Below are 16,592 nucleotides of genomic sequence, written 5' to 3' on the forward strand. Positions count from 1 at the left end.
GTCACATCGTCAGGTTGGTCGCCCCGCCATCCAGCAGGATGTTCTGCCCCACGATGAACCCGGCATGTTGTGAGCACAGAAACGCGCAGGTCGCGCCGAATTCCTGCCGCGTCCCGTAACGCCGCGCCGGGATCGTGGCCGCGCGTTCGGCCCGTGCCTCGTCCAGCGAGATTCCCTTTTGCTGCGCGACGCCACTATCCAACGAATCCGCACGGTCGGTGGCGTGGATGCCCGGCAACAGGTTGTTGATCGTCACGCCATAGGGCGCCACCTGCCGCGCGGTTCCGGCCACATAGCCGGTCAGCCCGGTGCGCGCCGCGTTCGACAGGCCCAGCACCGCGATCGGCGCCCGCACGGATTGCGAGGTGATGTTGACCACGCGGCCCCAACCCTTGTCCATCATCGACGGCAATAGCGCCTTCATAAAGGCAATCGGCGTCAGCATGTTGGCATCCAGCGCCTTGATGAAATCCTCGCGGTCCCAGTCCGACCACAGACCAGGCGGCGGGCCACCAGCGTTTGTCACAAGGATATCAACACCCTGCGCGGCCTCGATCACCTGCGCTTGACCGTCGGGCGTGGTCACATCGCAGGCCACGGTCTGCACCTCGACGCCATGTTCGGCGCGCAACCGGTCGGCCTGGGCCTCCAGCGCGTCAGGCCCGCGCGCGTTCATCACCAGATCGACGCCCTCGGCCGCCAGCGCCTCGGCGCAGCCCAGCCCCAAGCCCTTGCTGCTGGCACAGACCAGCGCGCGTTTTCCTTTGATTCCCAGATCCATCTGATCCCCCCTGTTTGTTGTTGCCCGCATGTCTAGCACCGGCTAGGCAAGGAAGACCAGATTGGCAGCGGCAAATCAGTAGAAGAACTCTTCGCGTACGATCTTTCCATCTGCCACGTGATAGACGCCGACCTCTTTCATATCAAAGACTTCACCGGTTTCCTTCACCTTGCCCTGAACCTCGAAGATCACGGCGAAGCGGTCTTCGCCATGCAGGAACGGGTCGCTGACCGACGCGCCCGACACCTCGTGCGCGCCTTCCCACCAGTCGTGCTTGCCTCGGATGCCTTCAATGCCGTGGGTCTCGCGGCCCATGCCCTGCATGTCCATCGCTTCGACCGAAACGGCATCGGGAGCATACAGTTTTTCCAAATTCTCCTTGGCGCGGTCCTCGCGGCAGCCGGCCACCAGCTCCTGAGCGATTTCTTTTAAATTCATTGGTCCACTCCATTATTTGTTCACTATATGTTCTTCGTCGCACATCCGCCCGATTCGAACCACCCCCTTTGTCTTGCCTCGGCAGGATTCCCCGCCTATACGCGCGGTCATGCTTGATACCGCCTCGAACCAACCCACCCTGCCGCCCGAGATCGCCCGGCGCCGAACCTTTGCCATCATCTCGCACCCGGATGCGGGCAAGACGACCCTGACCGAAAAGTTTCTTCTGTATGGCGGCGCCATCCAGATGGCCGGACAGGTGCGCGCCAAGGGTGAGGCGCGGCGCACGCGGTCGGACTTCATGCAGATGGAAAAGGACCGGGGCATTTCGGTCTCGGCCTCGGCCATGTCGTTTGACTATGGCCCCTATCGGTTCAACCTGGTCGATACGCCCGGCCACTCGGACTTCTCCGAAGACACCTATCGCACCCTGACCGCCGTTGACGCCGCGGTCATGGTGATCGACGGGGCCAAGGGTGTGGAAAGCCAGACGCAGAAGCTGTTCGAGGTCTGCCGCCTGCGCGATCTGCCCATCCTGACCTTCTGCAACAAGATGGACCGCGAAAGCCGCGATACGTTCGAGATCATCGACGAGATCCAGGAAATGCTGGCCATCGACGTGACCCCGGCCAGCTGGCCCATCGGCATGGGGCGCGATTTCATCGGCTGCTATGACATGCTGCGCGACCGGCTGGAGCTGATGGACCGCGCCGACCGCAACAGGGTGGCCGAAAGCATCGAGATCAACGGGCTGGAAGACCCCAAGCTGGCCGAGCACGTACCCGCGCATCTGCTGGACAAGCTGCTGGAAGAGGTCGAGATGGCGCGCGAACTGCTGCCCGCGCTGGACCCGCAGGCGGTTCTGGAAGGGCATATGACCCCGATCTGGTTCGGATCGGCCATCAACTCTTTCGGCGTCAAGGAACTGATGGAGGGTATCGGCCAATATGGCCCGCAGCCGCAGGTGCAATCGGCCGAACCGCGCCAGATTTCGCCGGACGAAAAGAAGGTGGCGGGCTTTGTCTTCAAGGTGCAGGCCAACATGGACCCCAAGCACCGCGACCGGGTGGCCTTTGTCCGCATGGCCAGCGGCCATTTCAAGCGCGGCATGAAGCTGACCCATGTGCGCACCAAGAAGCCCATGGCGGTGTCGAACCCGGTGCTGTTCCTCGCATCCGACCGAGAACTGGCCGAAGAGGCTTGGGCCGGCGACATCATCGGCATCCCCAACCACGGACAGTTGCGCATCGGCGACACTCTGACCGAGGGCGAGGCGATCCGCGTGACCGGCATCCCGTCCTTCGCGCCCGAACTTCTGCAGGGCGTCCGCGCGGGCGACCCGATGAAGGCCAAGCACCTGGAAAAGGCGCTGATGCAGTTTGCCGAGGAAGGGGCGGCCAAGGTTTTCAAGCCGTCGATCGGCTCGGGCTTCATCGTCGGCGTGGTGGGGGCGTTGCAATTCGAAGTGCTGGCCAGCCGGATCGAACTGGAATACGGCCTGCCCGTGCGCTTCGAGCCGTCGCAATTCACCAGCGCGCGCTGGGTGTCGGGCGACAAGGCCGAGATCGAGAGGTTCGCCAATGCCAACAAGCAGCACATCGCCCATGACCACGATGGCGACATCGTCTATCTGACCCGGCTTCAGTGGGACATCGACCGCGTGGTGCGCGACTATCCCAAACTGTCCTTGACCGCGACCAAGGAGATGATGACGTAATATCAACGGGTTTGTGATCCGGCCCGGACCGGATTGGGCGGTATACTGCCGTCGGACACAGCGCGGAGGATGCGGCATGAACAGGCTTCTGGGCACGGTTGGGCGCACACTGTCGCGGTTCATCGAAAAGCCGCTGAAAGGGTATCAGAGCTTTTCGACCACCACGCCCGAACGCCTGCGCCGCACCCTGCGGCCCTGCGACGTGCTGCTGGTCGAGGGCAACAGCCGGGTCGCCTCGGCGATCAAGTATCTCACCAACTCGACCTGGTCGCATGTGGCCTTCTACGCCGGGGGCGACGACCCCGACACCCAGATGATCGAGGCCGACCTGCAAGAGGGCGTGCGCGCGGTTCCGGTTTCACATTTCGCCCATCTCAATACTCGTATCTGCCGCCCCATCGGCCTGACCCCGGAAGACGAGGCGCAGATCATCGCCTTCATGCGCGGCAGTATCGGCAAGACCTATGACCTGAAGAACATCTTCGACCTGCTGCGGTATCTGCTTCCGAACCCGCCGGTTCCGGCCCGTTTTCGCCGCAAGATGCTGGAACTGGGCTCGGGTGACCCGACCCGCGCCATCTGCTCGACCCTGATCGCCGAGGCGTTCCAGAGCGTACGCTATCCGATCCTGCCGGTCCTGACCGAAGACTGCGACGCCGGCCAGGCCCGCGAGATTCTCAGCATCCGGCACCATTCGCTGTTCGCCCCGCGCGACTTTGACCTGTCGCCCTATTTCCGCATCGTGAAACCGACGATCGAATACGGGTTCGACTATCGCACCCTGACCTGGTCGGACCGGCCGCCCGGGCTCGATGCCCTGCCATCCGAACCCAACCGCAGCGCCGCGACATGACGACTGCGCCCGACCGGGCCTCGCCGCCTCGGGGGATGCCATCGATGGTCGCGGTTTCACTTTCGACATCCTCGTCCGTGTCGCCCTCATCTGAATGCGGGGCGTGCCACATCCACCTCGATTAGCACGCCCGTACGACCTTTCGCACTCTGCGCAGCTTTTTCGACGAACCCGGCCGTGCCGACCCGAAGGTGTGCGGGGCATGATCCTGCACCGGCAGCTGGAACTCTAGGCGAAACCACTGAAAAACTTCCCCGGAAGTTGCTGAATTGTCGCGCCAAAAGCCCAATCACAGATGACGGCCACACATGAAGGCGACTTCATTTGACCCTGCCACACCTTTTTGTTATGTCCGCACCCAAGCCGAAACGCGCATGGTGCGCATGGCCATCCGGGCCCGGCATTTTTCATACGCGCGGGCCAGGTCAGTGTCCGCATGAACCGGACATACATGACGAAATTCACCGATCTGAACCTGAACCCGAAGGTCCTCAAAGCTATTGAGGAAGCCGGCTACGAAACCCCGACCCCGATCCAGGAAGGCGCCATTCCACCGGCGCTGGAAGGGCGAGACGTTCTGGGTATCGCCCAAACCGGCACAGGCAAGACCGCCAGCTTCACCCTGCCGATGATCACCCTGCTGGCGCGCGGCCGCGCCCGGGCGCGGATGCCGCGTTCGCTGGTGCTGTGCCCGACGCGGGAACTAGCGGCGCAAGTGGCGGAAAACTTCGACACCTACACCAAGCACCTGAAGCTGACCAAAGCGCTGCTGATCGGCGGCGTCAGCTTCAAAGAACAAGAGGCCCTGATCGACCGTGGCGTCGACGTTCTGATCGCCACGCCCGGCCGTCTGCTGGACCATTTCGAACGCGGCAAGCTGCTGCTGACCGGCGTGCAGATCATGGTCGTGGACGAGGCTGACCGGATGCTGGACATGGGGTTCATTCCCGATATCGAACGCATCTTCTCGCTGACGCCCTTTACCCGTCAGACGCTGTTCTTCTCGGCCACCATGGCGCCCGAGATCGAGCGGATTACCGACACTTTCCTGTCGGCCCCGGCACGGATCGAAGTGGCTCGTCAGGCCACCGCGTCCGAGACCATCGAACAGGGTGTCGTGATGGTCAAGGGCGGCCGCCGTGACCGCGAGGGCAGCACCAAGCGCGAGGTCCTGCGCGCACTGATCGATGCCGAAGGTGACAAATGCACCAACGCCATCATCTTCTGCAACCGCAAGACCGATGTGGATATCACCGGGAAATCGCTCAAGAAATATGGTTACAACGCCGCGCCGATCCACGGCGATTTGGACCAGTCGCAGCGGATGAAAACGCTGGACGGGTTCCGCGAGGGCTCAGTGCGTTTGCTGGTGGCGTCTGACGTGGCCGCGCGCGGGCTCGACATTCCGTCGGTCAGCCATGTGTTCAACTTCGACGTGCCCAGCCACCCCGAGGATTATGTGCACCGCATCGGCCGCACCGGCCGCGCCGGGCGCGAGGGCAAGGCGATCACCATCTGCTCGGCCCGCGATGAAAAGGCGCTGGATGCGATCGAGAAGCTGATCCAGAAAGAAATCCCGCATCTCGACAACCCGGTTCAGGCCGAACCGGCCGAGGCCGAGGACAAAAAGCCCGAAAAGAAATCGCGCGCCTCGACCCGCAAGGATGAGGGCAAGAAAGACAAGCCCGCCAAGGACGCCGCCCCGAACGACAAACCTGCCAAGGAAAAACGTGGCAAAGGACGTGGGCGCCGCGATGATGGCGGAACGGCCGTCGTGGGCATGGGCGATCACCTGCCCAGCTTCATCGCTCTCAGCTTTGACGAACGCCGCGCGGGCTGACCGGCCTGCACAGCAAAAAGATCAGAAGGCGCACGGACCTCCGTGCGCCTTTTTGCATCTCAGATCGCTGCGACCAGGATCAGGATCGAGAGGCACAGCAGGACCATCCCCGCAATCTCGCGCCGTGTCACCGTCTCGCGGAAGACCAGGACTGAGGCCATGAGGCTGAAAATCAGCTCCACCTGCCCCAGCGCCTTGACGTAGGCCGCGTTCTGCAGGCTGAAAGCCCAGAACCAGCAGAACGACCCGCCCAGGCTGGTGAGGCCGACAAAGATGCCGGTGCGCCGCGTGTCCCACACCGCGCGCAGCTCGGCCCGGTCGCGCCAAACCAGCCACAGCGCCATCGACAGGAATTGGATCGAGACCACGACCGCCAGCGTCACCAGCGCCCGGAACCAGGCCTCGCCATCGCCCAGTTGCAGCGACGCGCCGCGATAGCTGACCGCAGAAAAGGCGAACAAGACGCCCGACCCCAACCCCAGTTGCGAGGCGCGGTTGGTCAGGTGACGCCACCACGCCCCACTGCCGCCCGGCGTTTTCGACAACAGCAGAACCGCCAGCAGCCCCAGCAGGATGGCCCCGAACGCACCGGCCGAGACCCGGTCTCCCAGCACGATGAAACCGACGATGGCGGTCTGGATCACCTCGGTTTTCTTGAAGGTGATGCCGACGGCAAAGTTGCGCTGCTTGAACAGCGCCACGACGCAGATCGTAGCGAGGATCTGAGACACCCCACCGATGGCGGCATAGAGCCAGAACAGAGGCAGCAGCGCCGGCAGCGGCAGACCGCTGAGCCGCATCGCCCCCGCCAGCCCCAGCAGCACCAGAGGCATCGAATAGGCAAAGCGCGCAAAGGTCGCGCCGGTCGCCGACAACTTCACGCTGCTCAGCGATTTCTGCAGCATGAAGCGCACCGTCTGAAAGGTGGCGGCGGCCAAGGTCACGGGAATCCACAAACTCATGGATTCCCTTCTGTCGTCAAATCAAGGTTTTGGCCAGAGCGGATGCGCCACCGGATCCTTGGCGCGCCAGAAATACTGCCGGAAGACCTGCCCGTACGAGCGATAGACATAGGCCTCGTTGCAGGCCAGATAGCGCTCTTTCCCTCGGCGATAGAGCGCGGGCAGTCTATACCATGGCGCCGCCGGGTTCATGTGATGAACGACATGCAAGTTGTTGTTCAGAAACAGAAAGGCAAGCGGTCCGCGGTCTTCGACGATAACCGTGCGGGCACGTGATTTCTCGTGCGCTCGATGTTCCAGAAAGGTGCGGATCTTGACCAGCGCCAGCCCCAGATAGGCCGCCAGAACAAAGGCCCAGACAGGCATCGCTGATTGCGCCACGATCCACAGAACCGCCGCCGCGCCCGGCAGATGCAGGGCCCAGGCCAGCCAGATGTCGCGGTCCCCGCTTACCGCGCCGCGCCAGTCGTCGCGCATAAAGGCCAACTGGCCGATGATCGGACCCAGCACCATGCGCCCCAACAGCGTGTTGTTCGCCTGATAGACCCACCGCTGCCAGCGCGGCAGCCTGATCCAGACCGCCGGGTCCAGATAGTTGGATTCCGGATCGTCGTAAGGGTCGGTCAGGTTGGCATCCTGATGGTGCGCCAGATGCAGATCGCGGAAGCGGTTGTAGGGGATGAACAGGGTCAGCGGCAGCGCCATCAGCGCCTCGTTCAGCCACTTTGCGCGGAACGGATGGCCGTGCAGCGCCTCATGCGTAAGGGATGAGTGCAGCGCCGCGACACCACCCATCATCGGCACCGCCAGCCAGAGCGACCACGCCGCCACAACGAAAATCGCGATCAGCCAAAGGGCATAGCAGGCAACGATCAGCGCAAAGGTCGGCCATTCGGGGGACTTGGGAGTGGTCGCCTCAGCCATGCCGTCCCCAGGAGATTCCGGCCCAGATGCGTTCGTAAATCACGTAGAGCGTCAGGCCGATGGCCGTGTTCACCACCGCCAATGCGCCGCCGACAGCGGCCGAGCCGGTGGCGATCAGCCCCACCACGGTCATGACCGCAAGGCCCATCGCATTCCAAATGATTGCTTTCACGACTGATCTTCGCCGCGTTTCCATTCCGGTCCCCAGTCTTTTTTGCTTTTCACCAAAGCGTTACCTGCCAGTGGCGCTGTCGAGAATTCCGAATATGATTAACAAATCTCAGCGTCCGTGATATTTATCATCAAATGCAGGAAAATTTCGACAAACGAGACCGCGCCGCGCAGTTCCGTCTGCGCCTGGCCCGAGCGATGGCGCAGCGGAACATGAGCCAAAGCGCGCTGGCGCGCACCATCGGGGTCGATCGCTCGACCGTTTCCCAGTTGCTGACCGATACGGGCGCACGCCTGCCCAACGCCCATGTTGTGGGCAGCTGCGCCACGGCTCTGGGGGTGTCGGCGGATTGGCTGCTCAGCCTCTCGGACCGCCCTGAAAGCGCGGCCGAGCTGCTGGCCAGCTCGCTGACCATGACCGAGGCACCCCGCGCGCTGGTCGATGAGCGCATCTTTGAATGGCACCAGCAGGCCGCGGGTTACAAGATCCGCTATGTTCCGGCCACTCTGCCCGACATGCTGAAAACCCGCGCCGTGCTGGAATGGGAATACGCGCCGCATCTGGGCCGAACCGCCGACCAGGCCATCGGCGCCTCCGAGGACCGCCTGACCTGGATGCGCGGTGCCCAGTCCGATTATGAAATCGCTATGCCGCTGTATGAGATTCACAGCTTTGCCCATGGCACCGGCTATTATGATGGACTGCCCCTGCAGGCGCGGCTGGACCAGATCGATCACATGCTCGAGCTGTGCGAGCAGCTGTATCCGCGTATGCGCATCTACCTGTTCGATGCCAAGCGGCTCTATTCCGCGCCGGTTACCATCTTTGGTCCGCTGCTGTGCGTGTTCTATGTCGGCAGCCACTACATGGCCTTTCGCGACCGGGACCGGATCGAGGTTTTTACGCGGCATTTCGATACCTTGGTCCGCGAAGCCGATCTGACCGCCCGGCATTTCCCGACCCATCTGCGCCAACTGCGCGCCGCCATTTCGGCGGGGTGACACCAGTCCACAGGTGCAATTTCCCACCCGATCCCCTATAGTGAGGTGCGCGAAAATCCGAACGATCCGACCCAAAGGAGGATATCTGGAATGGACGCTCTCAAAACCGCTCAATACGCACGCGCCCTCTACTCGGCGCATGGCGACAAGGCCGAGGCCGAAGCCGCCCAGAAAGCCCGCGAATTCGAAGCCGCCGGAAACGTGGAAGAGGCACAGAACTGGCAGGCCGTTCGCGCCTCGATCCGCCAGATGCGCGGCCCCAACCAGGGCTAAAGCTTGGGGTCGGGGTTCACGGTGTGCCCATCGACGGCAATGACCTGGCCCGACACCAACCGTGCCGCATCCGAGGCCAGGAACACCGCCATGGCGGCAATGTCATGGGCTTCGACGAAGCGGCCCATCGAAGTGCCCGCCGCATAGCCCTGATAGACCTGATCGCGGGTCATGCCCTTGGCGGCCGCTTCGCGCTGCAGCACGCCCTCCATCCGCGGGCCTTCCACCGCGCCGGGGCAGATCACGTTGCACCGTACGCCGTGCGGCCCCAGTTCCATCGCCAGGGTCTTGCTTAGTCCGATCACCGCCCATTTCGCAGCCGCATAGGGCGCACGGTTGGGATAGCCGTACTGCCCGGCGGTCGAGGATGTGATCAGCACCACGCCGCGTCCCTGCCGTTTGAGCATCGGCGCCGCGTATTTCGCGCACAGAAACGCCCCATCCAGATTGACGGAAATACATTTTTGCCAATCGCTTAGCGCAACATCCTCGACCAATGCGGTCGGCCCCGCGATACCCGCATTCGCGCACAGAACGTCCATACCGCCCCACTGCGCCGCGATCTCGCCGAACAGCGCTGCGACGGCGGCCTCATCCGACACATCGACCTGCGACCGCCCCCAGTGATCCGGGCAGGCCTGAAGCGCCTCGGCGTCCACATCCGCCACCCAGACCTGAGCGCCGGCGGCGTCGAACGCCTCAGCCATCACGCGCCCCACGCCCGAGGCACCGGCGGTGATCAGAACCCGCCCGGTCATACCGGTTTGCGGATCGCCGCCCCTGCGCCCTCGGGATAGGGCAACCCGGCCTGCGCTTCGGCGATGCGGGCCATCGCGGCTTCGATCTGCGGAGACGGCGCACAGGGCCGACGGGTTTCCAGGCTGACATGCAGCAGAAAGCTCTCGCCCGTGGCCAGCAATTTGTCGCCCTCGTACATGCTGTGGAACAGGTGCAGCTTCTTGCCCTCGCCCAACAACATCTGCGTGCGCACCTCGATTTTCGCCCCGGCATGGGCCTCGTCCAGATACCGGATGTGATTTTCAGCGGTGAAATAGCTGCCGCCCGAGGCGATGTAGTCGGCATCGCAGCCGATGATTTCCATGAAGCGGTCGGTCGCGGCAGCAAAGGCCTCGAGATATCGCGCCTCGTTCATGTGACCGTTGTAGTCGGTCCAGTCCAGCGGCACCGCGCGGGCCAGCGTCAGGATCGGCTGGCTCAGGTCTGCCTGATCCAGCGTCGGCAGGGCACCCGGCTTCAGCAGCGCGTCATACTGGTTCAGTACTGCCCCCGCGCCCCAGTCGCGCGCCTTCAACGCCCGCATCATGCCCACCAGATTGTTGTCACGAATCCGCTCCAGCTCGCGGATCGAGTGCATCCCCGATTGCGCGTCCGACTGGTCGGCGATCATGTCGACCAACGCGTCGGTGAACTCGGGCACGTCCATCAGCTTGGTCCAGGGCCATTTCAGCGCTGGCCCGAACTGGGCCATGAAATGCCGCATCCCGGCCTCGCCCCCAGCCACACGATAGGTTTCGAACAGGCCCATCTGCGCCCAACGGATGCCAAAGCCCATGCGGATCGCCTCGTCCACCTCCTCGGTCGTGGCCACGCCGTCCTTGACCAGCCACAGCGCCTCGCGCCAGACGGCCTCGAGGAACCGGTCGGCGATATGCGCGTCGATCTCCTTGCGGACCTGCAGCGGGAAGAATCCGACCGAGCGCAACACGTCCTTGGCCTGCGCGACCAGTTCGGGCGAGTTGGCGGCCGAGGGCACCAGCTCGACCAGCGGCAGCAGATAGACCGGGTTGAACGGGTGTGTCACCACGATCTGTTCGGGCCGCAACGCGCCTTCCTGCAGCTCGGACGGCTTGAACCCGCTGGTCGAGGACCCGATGATCGCCCCCGGATCGCAGGCCTCCTGCAGCCCCTTGTAAACCTTCAGCTTCAGGTCCAGCCGCTCGGGCACGCTCTCCTGTATCCAAGTGGCCCCCTGCACCGCGTCGGCCATGTCGCCGTGAAAGCTCAGCGCGCCCTCGGGCGGCAGCGGTACATCGCTCAGCCCGGGCAACGACCGCCGCGCGTTGTCTAGGACCTCGCCGATCTTGCGCTCGGCTTCGGGGTCCGGGTCGAACACCCGCACGTTCCAGCCATTCAGCAGAAACCGCGCGGCCCATCCGCCGCCGATCACGCCACCACCGATGATCGCTGCCGTCTTCATCTTCTCTCCTTCGCCCCAAGCGTCCACACGGCATCTGGGGCCATCGTTGTTTGACAGAATTTCCGAGGGTCGCCCCGCTCGTCAGGTTGCCACAGGCGCCCGTTTGACCAATCCCAACTTCTCGCGCACCTCAGCCGGGCCGATCACCCGCGCGCCCATGTTCTCGATGATTGTTCCGGCGCGTTCGACCAGTTGCCAGTTTTCAGCCAGCACCCCCTTGTCCAGCCACAGGTTATCCTCGAGCCCCACGCGCACGTTGCCGCCAGCCAAAACCGAGGCCGCCACGTAGGCCATCTGATGCCGCCCCAGCGAGAACGCGCTGAAGGTCCAGTCGTCGGGCACGTTGTTCACCATCGCCATGAAGGTGTTCAGGTCATCCGGCGCGCCCCACGGGACGCCCATGCACAGCTGCACCAGCGCATTCGGGGCCAGAACGCCCTCTTTCACCAGTTGCTTGGCAAACCACAGATGGCCAGTGTCAAAGGCCTCGATCTCGGGCTTCACGCCCAGATCGGTCATCATCTGCCCCATCGCCCGCAACGCGCCGGGCGTGTTGGTCATCACATAGTCGGCCTCGGCAAAGTTCATGGTGCCGCAATCCAGCGTGCAGATCTCGGGCAGACATTCGGCCACATGGGCCACGCGTTCCGACGCACCGATCATGTCGGTCCCCTCGGCCACGGGAAACGGGGCTTCGACCCCGCCGAACACGATGTCGCCACCCATGCCGGCGGTCAGGTTCAGAACCACGTCCACCTCGGCATCGCGGACGCGGTCGGTCACCTCGCGATACAGGTCCAGACGGCGGCTGGGCGCGCCGGTTTCGGGGTCGCGCACATGGCAATGCACCACCGCCGCCCCGGCCTTGGCGGCCGCGATGGCGCTGTCGGCGATCTGCTTGGGTGAACGCGGCACATGCGGGCTGCGATCCTGCGTCCCGCCCGAGCCGGTCACGGCGCAGGTGATGAAAACTTCGCGGTTCATTTCCAAAGGCATGGTGTTATCCCCAGGTTATACCGGGCTTCGCCATGGGTTTTCCCCAGGCTTCTCCCCGGATTCCGATTTGCGTCTGGCCCCGACTCTGGCGCAGCCTTGAGCAGACAACTTGCCAGAATGCGAATCAGACTTGATGAAATCCGCAAAAAACATCCTCCAGCCCGAGCACCGCGCGCTGAAAACCGCCGTTCTGGTGCTGGACGAGTGCAACACGCTCAGCTTTGCCTCGGCGGTGGACCCGATGCGCGCCGCCAACCGGCTGGCCGACCGCCCAGCCTTCGACTGGGACTACGTGACCGCAACGCCCGAACCGGCGATGTTGACCAGCGCATTGCAAGTGCCGGGCATCCCGCTCGCGCGTCTCGACCACTGCGACCTGATGATCGTGATCGCGGGGTTCAATCTGGTGCGCCACGCCACGCCCAGCCTTCTGGCCGGGCTGCGTCGCATCGCCAATACCGGTGCCACGATGGCGGGCATTGACGGAGGCCCATGGCTGCTGGCCGAAGCAGGGCTGCTTGACGGTCACGCCGCCACCACCCACTGGGAAGATCTCGAGACCTTCGCCACCCGCTTCCCCGAAGTCGACGTGCGCCCCGACCGGTACACCGTTTCCGGCAACCGCCTGACCTCGGGCGGCGCGATCCCCGCGGTCGAGATGATGCTGCATGTCATCGCCGCCCGCCATGGCGCCGGCTTCGCGGCCCGGGTCTCGGGCCTGTTTCTTTACGAAGGCGCCCCCGAACCCGGCAGACCGCAGAGCCGTACCGGCGCGCCGCACCGCCACAACGCCCTGACCGCCCGCGCCAACGCGATCATGCAGGCCGCGCTAGATGACCCGCTGCCCCTGGCCGAGATCGCAAAGGCCCTGGGAACCAGCCCGCGCACCCTGCAGCAACAGTTCCGCCTGCGGCTGAATACCACGCCGCAGGACCACTACCTGCAACTGCGCCTGGCCGAGGCCCGCCGTCTGGTCACCGACACCGACATGCCGCTGATGGACGTGGCGCAAGCCACGGGGTTCACGTCACAATCCAGCTTTGCGCGCGCGTTCCGCACCGCGCACGGGCAGTCCGCCCGTGACCTCAGACAAGACCGCACCCAGCCCACTCATCACTGACGGGCGCAAACTTCATCTGGCAAAAAATATCCCGGGGGAGTCGCCAAGGGCGACGGGGGCAGCGCCCCCATCGCTCAATACGGCATCGGATGCGCGCGATGGGCCGCGTTGATCTCGGCCAAAATCTCATCCGACAGCACGACATCCCGCCCCTCCAGGATCCGCTCCAGCTGCACCTGCGTGGTCGCGCCGAAGATGACCGAGGTCATGAACGGCCGCGCCTGGCACCAGGCCAGCGCCATGTGCACCGGGTCCAGCCCGTGTTTCGCGGCAATCGCCAGATAGGCTTCGACCGCGTCGAACACCCGGTCGCCCTTGCGCCCGCCCATCTGCGGCACGATTGACATGCGCGATCCCTCGGGCACCGCCCCGCTCTGATACTTGCCAGTCAGAAACCCGGCAGCCAGCGGCGAAAATGCCAGCAGACCCACATCCTCATAGGCACTCAGCTCGGCCATGTCGGTGTCATACAGGCGGCACAGCAGGGAATACTCGTTCTGGACCGACGCCACCCGTGGTGCCCCCAACTCGTCGGACAGGCGCAGCCACTGGGCGGTGCCCCAGGCGCTTTCATTCGACAGGCCGAAGGCGCGGATATTGCCCTTGTCCACCTGCGACTGCAGCGCCTCGAGGCATTCGCGCATGTTGTCCAGAACCGCCTGCCGATCACCGCCTGACGGGTCGTAGTCCCAATTCTGTCGGAACATGTAGCTGCCGCGGTTGGGCCAGTGGAACTGATAGAGGTCGATGTAATCGGTCCGCAGACGCCGCAGAGACCCCTCGATGGCGCCCGGGATGGTCGCAGCCGAGATCGGCGCACCATCCCGCACGGCGGCCAGGCCCTCCCCCGAATGCTTGGTCGCCAGAACATACTCGGCCCTCCGCGCCGGATGGGCGGCGTTCCAATTGCCCAGAATCTCCTCAGTGCGGCCGATCGTGTCCTTCGACACCGGGTTCACCGGGTACATTTCGGCGGTATCGACGAAATTGATCCCCGCCGCCAGTGCCGTGTCCATCTGCCGATGCGCGTCGGCCTCGGCGGTTTGTGTGCCGAAAGTCATCGTGCCCAGGCACAGGTCCGACACCTCGATCCCCGTGCGGCCCAAAGGCTTCAACTTCATTGCAATCTCTCCTGTCCTCGCGGGCGGTCGCACCGCCCGTGGCCGCATCACCCGGATTCGGCCTTTTTCTCCCAACGGCCCGACTCCTCGGACCAGTACTGGGCGGCGCAGCCCGCCCCGGTCAACGTCTTCCACTGCCCCCGCGCATGATCCAGCGCCTGCGGATCGTTCCCGTCGAACAGGATGCAGACCCGCTCCAACGCAGTCACCTCGTCGGCGGTCACATCGGCCCCGTCCACCGCCATCAGACAGGCCGGGTGGTTGGCGGCCTCGGGTCCGGTGGTCAGCAGGATGGGCTGCATCGCGTCATGCGGCCCGCCCGCGCGACCATGCGGCAGAAACGATTCCTCGGGGCCCAGCCACAGCCTTTCGTCCAGCCAGTCCATCCGCGCGGGGTCTGTGCCCCGCACGGCAATCCGCCACCCGGCCTGCCGCGCCTTGTCCAGCAGCACCGGCAAGGTGTGCTCCAGCGGGTGACGGGTCAGGTGGTAGAAATAGACGGCGCCCATCGGCCTACTCGAAATTGTCCTGCACGAAGCGGTTCAGCGCCCGCACGCCCCATCCGGTCGCGCCTTTGGGCGCATAGTTGGTTTCCTTCGCCACCGAGGCCACACCGGCGATGTCCAGATGGATCCAGGGCGTGTCTTCTTTGACGAAACGCTGCAGGAACTGCGCCGCGGTGATCGACCCGGCGGGCCGGCCGCCCACGTTCTTGATGTCGGCGATGCGGGACTCCAGCTGCTTTTCATAGGCCTCGCCCAGCGGCATCCGCCACGCGCCTTCGTCCTCGGCCCGGGCCGCCTTCAGGAACGCGTCGCAGAAGGTGTCGTTGTTGGAAAACACGCCTGCGTTTTCATGCCCCAGCCCGATGATGATGGCGCCGGTCAGGGTTGCCAGATCTATCATGCCCACCGGTTTGAACCGCTCCTGTGCGTACCACATTACGTCGCACAGCACCAATCGGCCCTCGGCGTCGGTGTTGATGATCTCGACCGTGTCGCCCTTCATCGACTTGACCACGTCGCCCGGGCGGATGGCATTGCCCGAGGGCATGTTCTCGACCAGCCCGACCAGACCCACAACATTGGCCTTGGCGTTGCGCTTGGCCAGCGCGCGCATGGTGCCGGCCACGACCCCGGCGCCACCCATATCCATGGTCATGTCTTCCATCCCAGCCGCGGGCTTCAGGGAAATCCCGCCGGTGTCGAACACGACCCCCTTGCCCACCAGCGCCAGCGGCGCGTCATCGGCGTCGCCGCCGTTCCACTGCATCACCACCACCTTGGATGGGCTGTGCGACCCCTGTCCGACGCTCAGCAAGGTGCGCATGCCCAGCTTGGTCAGATCGTCCTCGTCCAGCACCTCGACCTTAAGGCCCAGATCTTCCATCTCTTTCAGACGGTCGGCGAATTCGGTGGTGGTCAGCACATTGGCCGGTTCATTGGTCAGGTCACGGGTCATGCGCACGCCATCGGCCACCGCATACAAGGGCGCGAACGCGGCCTCGGCATCGTCGGCCTTGACATGGCAGATGGTCACGGCGCCCTGCGCGTCATCCGCGTCGGCCTTGGTTTTGTGCGCATCGAACGCATAGCTGCGCAAAGCGATGCCCATGGCCAGATCCTCGACCCGCGCTTGGTTGCCCGCCATCACCAGCAGTTCCTTGCCCGCGGCCAACTTGGCCAGCGCGGCGCCGCCTTTGCGCGCCTCGTCCGCGTCGGGCCGGCGCGGCAGGACCAGGACATCCAGCGCCTCGGCCGCCATGCCGCAGGGCCAGGCCAACGAGATCACCTCGCCCGTCTTGGCCTTGCCGAACCGCGCACTTTCAATCAGCCGGGCAATGGCCCCGCGTGTCAGCCGGTTGGCCCGGCGGGCGACGGGGTTCAACTTGCCATCGGCGGGGATGATGATGGCCACACGCCCCTCGGCCTGCGCCATCAGGTCCAGATCTTGGGATTGGAAGCGGATCGGTACCAGACTGCTCATTTCTTGCTCCTGAAAGACTCTGCCCCCAGACCTAGCCCGCAGGCGCGGCATTGACCAGATAGCAGTTTTCCCCGCCAACCAATTGCATTAAGGTCGCCCGAAAATGAACGGCAGGTCCGGGGGGACAATTTGGCACCAAACGGCAGGCACAGGCCGTCGCAGAAACGGACAGGCAAAGGCGAATCCGCCA

At 64.3% G+C, this 16,592-nt stretch carries 17 protein-coding genes; 6 read left to right on the forward strand and 11 right to left on the reverse strand.

The genetic code is table 11. The features are described from left to right. Position 1: 1 nt before the first annotated feature. Together AC2FNS_RS01035 and AC2FNS_RS01040 are read right to left on the reverse strand one after the other, a co-directional pair. Positions 2–781 (reverse strand): SDR family oxidoreductase, encoded by a 780-nt coding sequence (locus tag AC2FNS_RS01035; protein WP_496712846.1) that lies wholly within the window; start codon positions 779–781, stop codon positions 2–4. Positions 782–856: 75 nt separating this feature from the next. Further along, complete coding sequence (locus tag AC2FNS_RS01040) at positions 857–1,219, reverse strand: nuclear transport factor 2 family protein (RefSeq protein WP_496712844.1); 363 nt, start codon at positions 1,217–1,219, stop codon at positions 857–859. A 109-nt stretch (positions 1,220–1,328) separates the two neighbouring features. On the opposite strand from AC2FNS_RS01040, the gene AC2FNS_RS01045 reads away from it, so the two are divergent. From AC2FNS_RS01045 to AC2FNS_RS01055, 3 genes are all read left to right on the forward strand, one after another. Beyond that, entirely contained in the window at positions 1,329–2,936 is a 1,608-nt protein-coding gene (locus AC2FNS_RS01045; RefSeq protein ID WP_496712842.1) for a peptide chain release factor 3, read from the forward strand. Between the two features lie 76 nt (positions 2,937–3,012). Continuing rightward, positions 3,013–3,789, forward strand: a complete 777-nt coding sequence (locus AC2FNS_RS01050) for a YiiX/YebB-like N1pC/P60 family cysteine hydrolase (protein ID WP_496712840.1) — start codon at positions 3,013–3,015, stop codon at positions 3,787–3,789. A 451-nt stretch (positions 3,790–4,240) separates the two neighbouring features. Then, on the forward strand, positions 4,241–5,629 hold the full coding sequence (locus tag AC2FNS_RS01055; RefSeq protein ID WP_496803758.1) for a DEAD/DEAH box helicase: 1,389 nt from the start codon (positions 4,241–4,243) through the stop codon (positions 5,627–5,629). 59 nt (positions 5,630–5,688) lie between these two features. Here the strand turns inward: AC2FNS_RS01055 and AC2FNS_RS01060 are convergent, their stop codons facing one another. Genes AC2FNS_RS01060 through AC2FNS_RS01070 form a run of 3 tightly spaced genes read right to left on the reverse strand, consistent with a single transcriptional unit; the run spans position 5,689 to position 7,711 of the window. Continuing rightward, positions 5,689–6,591, reverse strand: coding sequence for an EamA family transporter (locus AC2FNS_RS01060; RefSeq protein ID WP_496712838.1), 903 nt, complete (start codon positions 6,589–6,591; stop codon positions 5,689–5,691). A gap of 21 nt (positions 6,592–6,612) precedes the next feature. Continuing rightward, positions 6,613–7,515, reverse strand: coding sequence for a fatty acid desaturase (locus tag AC2FNS_RS01065; protein ID WP_496712836.1), 903 nt, complete (start codon positions 7,513–7,515; stop codon positions 6,613–6,615). Next, the gene (locus AC2FNS_RS01070; protein WP_170432309.1) at positions 7,508–7,711 is read right to left on the reverse strand and encodes a DUF2061 domain-containing protein; all 204 of its coding nucleotides are present in this window, start codon (positions 7,709–7,711) and stop codon (positions 7,508–7,510) included. Before AC2FNS_RS01070 ends, AC2FNS_RS01065 begins: the two co-directional genes overlap by 8 nt. Positions 7,712–7,821: 110 nt before the next feature. Here AC2FNS_RS01070 and AC2FNS_RS01075 point away from each other — a divergent pair, with 110 nt between their 5' ends. Continuing rightward, positions 7,822–8,688: a helix-turn-helix domain-containing protein gene (locus tag AC2FNS_RS01075; RefSeq protein WP_496686278.1), complete on the forward strand. Its 867-nt coding sequence runs from the start codon at positions 7,822–7,824 to the stop codon at positions 8,686–8,688. Between the two features lie 90 nt (positions 8,689–8,778). Beyond that, on the forward strand, positions 8,779–8,961 hold the full coding sequence (locus AC2FNS_RS01080) for a hypothetical protein (RefSeq protein WP_093962276.1): 183 nt from the start codon (positions 8,779–8,781) through the stop codon (positions 8,959–8,961). Here AC2FNS_RS01080 and AC2FNS_RS01085 read toward each other — a convergent pair. From AC2FNS_RS01085 to bcoG, 3 genes are all read right to left on the reverse strand, one after another. Further along, positions 8,958–9,719, reverse strand: coding sequence for an SDR family oxidoreductase (locus AC2FNS_RS01085; protein WP_496712835.1), 762 nt, complete (start codon positions 9,717–9,719; stop codon positions 8,958–8,960). The two genes, AC2FNS_RS01080 and AC2FNS_RS01085, sit on opposite strands and share 4 nt — an antisense overlap. Continuing rightward, entirely contained in the window at positions 9,716–11,179 is a 1,464-nt protein-coding gene (locus tag AC2FNS_RS01090) for a carnitine 3-dehydrogenase (RefSeq protein ID WP_496686285.1), read from the reverse strand. The genes AC2FNS_RS01085 and AC2FNS_RS01090 overlap by 4 nt, the downstream gene beginning before the upstream one ends. A gap of 81 nt (positions 11,180–11,260) precedes the next feature. Next, on the reverse strand, positions 11,261–12,175 hold the full coding sequence (bcoG, locus tag AC2FNS_RS01095; RefSeq protein ID WP_496712831.1) for a 3-dehydrocarnitine:acetyl-CoA trimethylamine transferase BcoG: 915 nt from the start codon (positions 12,173–12,175) through the stop codon (positions 11,261–11,263). Between the two features lie 133 nt (positions 12,176–12,308). Here bcoG and AC2FNS_RS01100 point away from each other — a divergent pair, with 133 nt between their 5' ends. Further along, positions 12,309–13,295: a GlxA family transcriptional regulator gene (locus AC2FNS_RS01100; protein ID WP_496798654.1), complete on the forward strand. Its 987-nt coding sequence runs from the start codon at positions 12,309–12,311 to the stop codon at positions 13,293–13,295. A 74-nt stretch (positions 13,296–13,369) separates the two neighbouring features. Here AC2FNS_RS01100 and AC2FNS_RS01105 read toward each other — a convergent pair whose 3' ends face one another. Genes AC2FNS_RS01105 through AC2FNS_RS01115 form a run of 3 tightly spaced genes read right to left on the reverse strand, consistent with a single transcriptional unit; the run spans position 13,370 to position 16,402 of the window. Continuing rightward, entirely contained in the window at positions 13,370–14,416 is a 1,047-nt protein-coding gene (locus AC2FNS_RS01105) for an aldo/keto reductase (protein ID WP_496727586.1), read from the reverse strand. 47 nt (positions 14,417–14,463) lie between these two features. Further along, positions 14,464–14,925, reverse strand: a complete 462-nt coding sequence (locus AC2FNS_RS01110; protein WP_496678018.1) for a DNA polymerase III subunit chi — start codon at positions 14,923–14,925, stop codon at positions 14,464–14,466. A 4-nt stretch (positions 14,926–14,929) separates the two neighbouring features. Further along, positions 14,930–16,402, reverse strand: a complete 1,473-nt coding sequence (locus AC2FNS_RS01115; RefSeq protein WP_496713307.1) for a leucyl aminopeptidase — start codon at positions 16,400–16,402, stop codon at positions 14,930–14,932. Positions 16,403–16,592 lie beyond the last annotated feature (190 nt).

The organism is Ruegeria sp. BHSA191 (assembly GCF_059613325.1).

Coding starts and splice junctions, on each gene's coding strand:
- AC2FNS_RS01040 (WP_496712844.1), bottom strand. CDS start 1,219: ATGAATTTAAAAGAAATCGCTCAGGAGCTGGTGGCCGGCTGCCGCGAG.
- AC2FNS_RS01065 (WP_496712836.1), bottom strand. CDS start 7,515: ATGGCTGAGGCGACCACTCCCAAGTCCCCCGAATGGCCGACCTTTGCG.
- AC2FNS_RS01055 (WP_496803758.1), top strand. CDS start 4,241: ATGACGAAATTCACCGATCTGAACCTGAACCCGAAGGTCCTCAAAGCT.
- bcoG (WP_496712831.1), bottom strand. CDS start 12,175: ATGCCTTTGGAAATGAACCGCGAAGTTTTCATCACCTGCGCCGTGACC.
- AC2FNS_RS01100 (WP_496798654.1), top strand. CDS start 12,309: ATGAAATCCGCAAAAAACATCCTCCAGCCCGAGCACCGCGCGCTGAAA.
- AC2FNS_RS01115 (WP_496713307.1), bottom strand. CDS start 16,402: ATGAGCAGTCTGGTACCGATCCGCTTCCAATCCCAAGATCTGGACCTG.
- AC2FNS_RS01080 (WP_093962276.1), top strand. CDS start 8,779: ATGGACGCTCTCAAAACCGCTCAATACGCACGCGCCCTCTACTCGGCG.
- AC2FNS_RS01075 (WP_496686278.1), top strand. CDS start 7,822: ATGCAGGAAAATTTCGACAAACGAGACCGCGCCGCGCAGTTCCGTCTG.
- AC2FNS_RS01035 (WP_496712846.1), bottom strand. CDS start 781: ATGGATCTGGGAATCAAAGGAAAACGCGCGCTGGTCTGTGCCAGCAGC.
- AC2FNS_RS01070 (WP_170432309.1), bottom strand. CDS start 7,711: ATGGAAACGCGGCGAAGATCAGTCGTGAAAGCAATCATTTGGAATGCG.
- AC2FNS_RS01050 (WP_496712840.1), top strand. CDS start 3,013: ATGAACAGGCTTCTGGGCACGGTTGGGCGCACACTGTCGCGGTTCATC.
- AC2FNS_RS01105 (WP_496727586.1), bottom strand. CDS start 14,416: ATGAAGTTGAAGCCTTTGGGCCGCACGGGGATCGAGGTGTCGGACCTG.
- AC2FNS_RS01045 (WP_496712842.1), top strand. CDS start 1,329: ATGCTTGATACCGCCTCGAACCAACCCACCCTGCCGCCCGAGATCGCC.
- AC2FNS_RS01085 (WP_496712835.1), bottom strand. CDS start 9,719: ATGACCGGGCGGGTTCTGATCACCGCCGGTGCCTCGGGCGTGGGGCGC.
- AC2FNS_RS01090 (WP_496686285.1), bottom strand. CDS start 11,179: ATGAAGACGGCAGCGATCATCGGTGGTGGCGTGATCGGCGGCGGATGG.
- AC2FNS_RS01060 (WP_496712838.1), bottom strand. CDS start 6,591: ATGAGTTTGTGGATTCCCGTGACCTTGGCCGCCGCCACCTTTCAGACG.
- AC2FNS_RS01110 (WP_496678018.1), bottom strand. CDS start 14,925: ATGGGCGCCGTCTATTTCTACCACCTGACCCGTCACCCGCTGGAGCAC.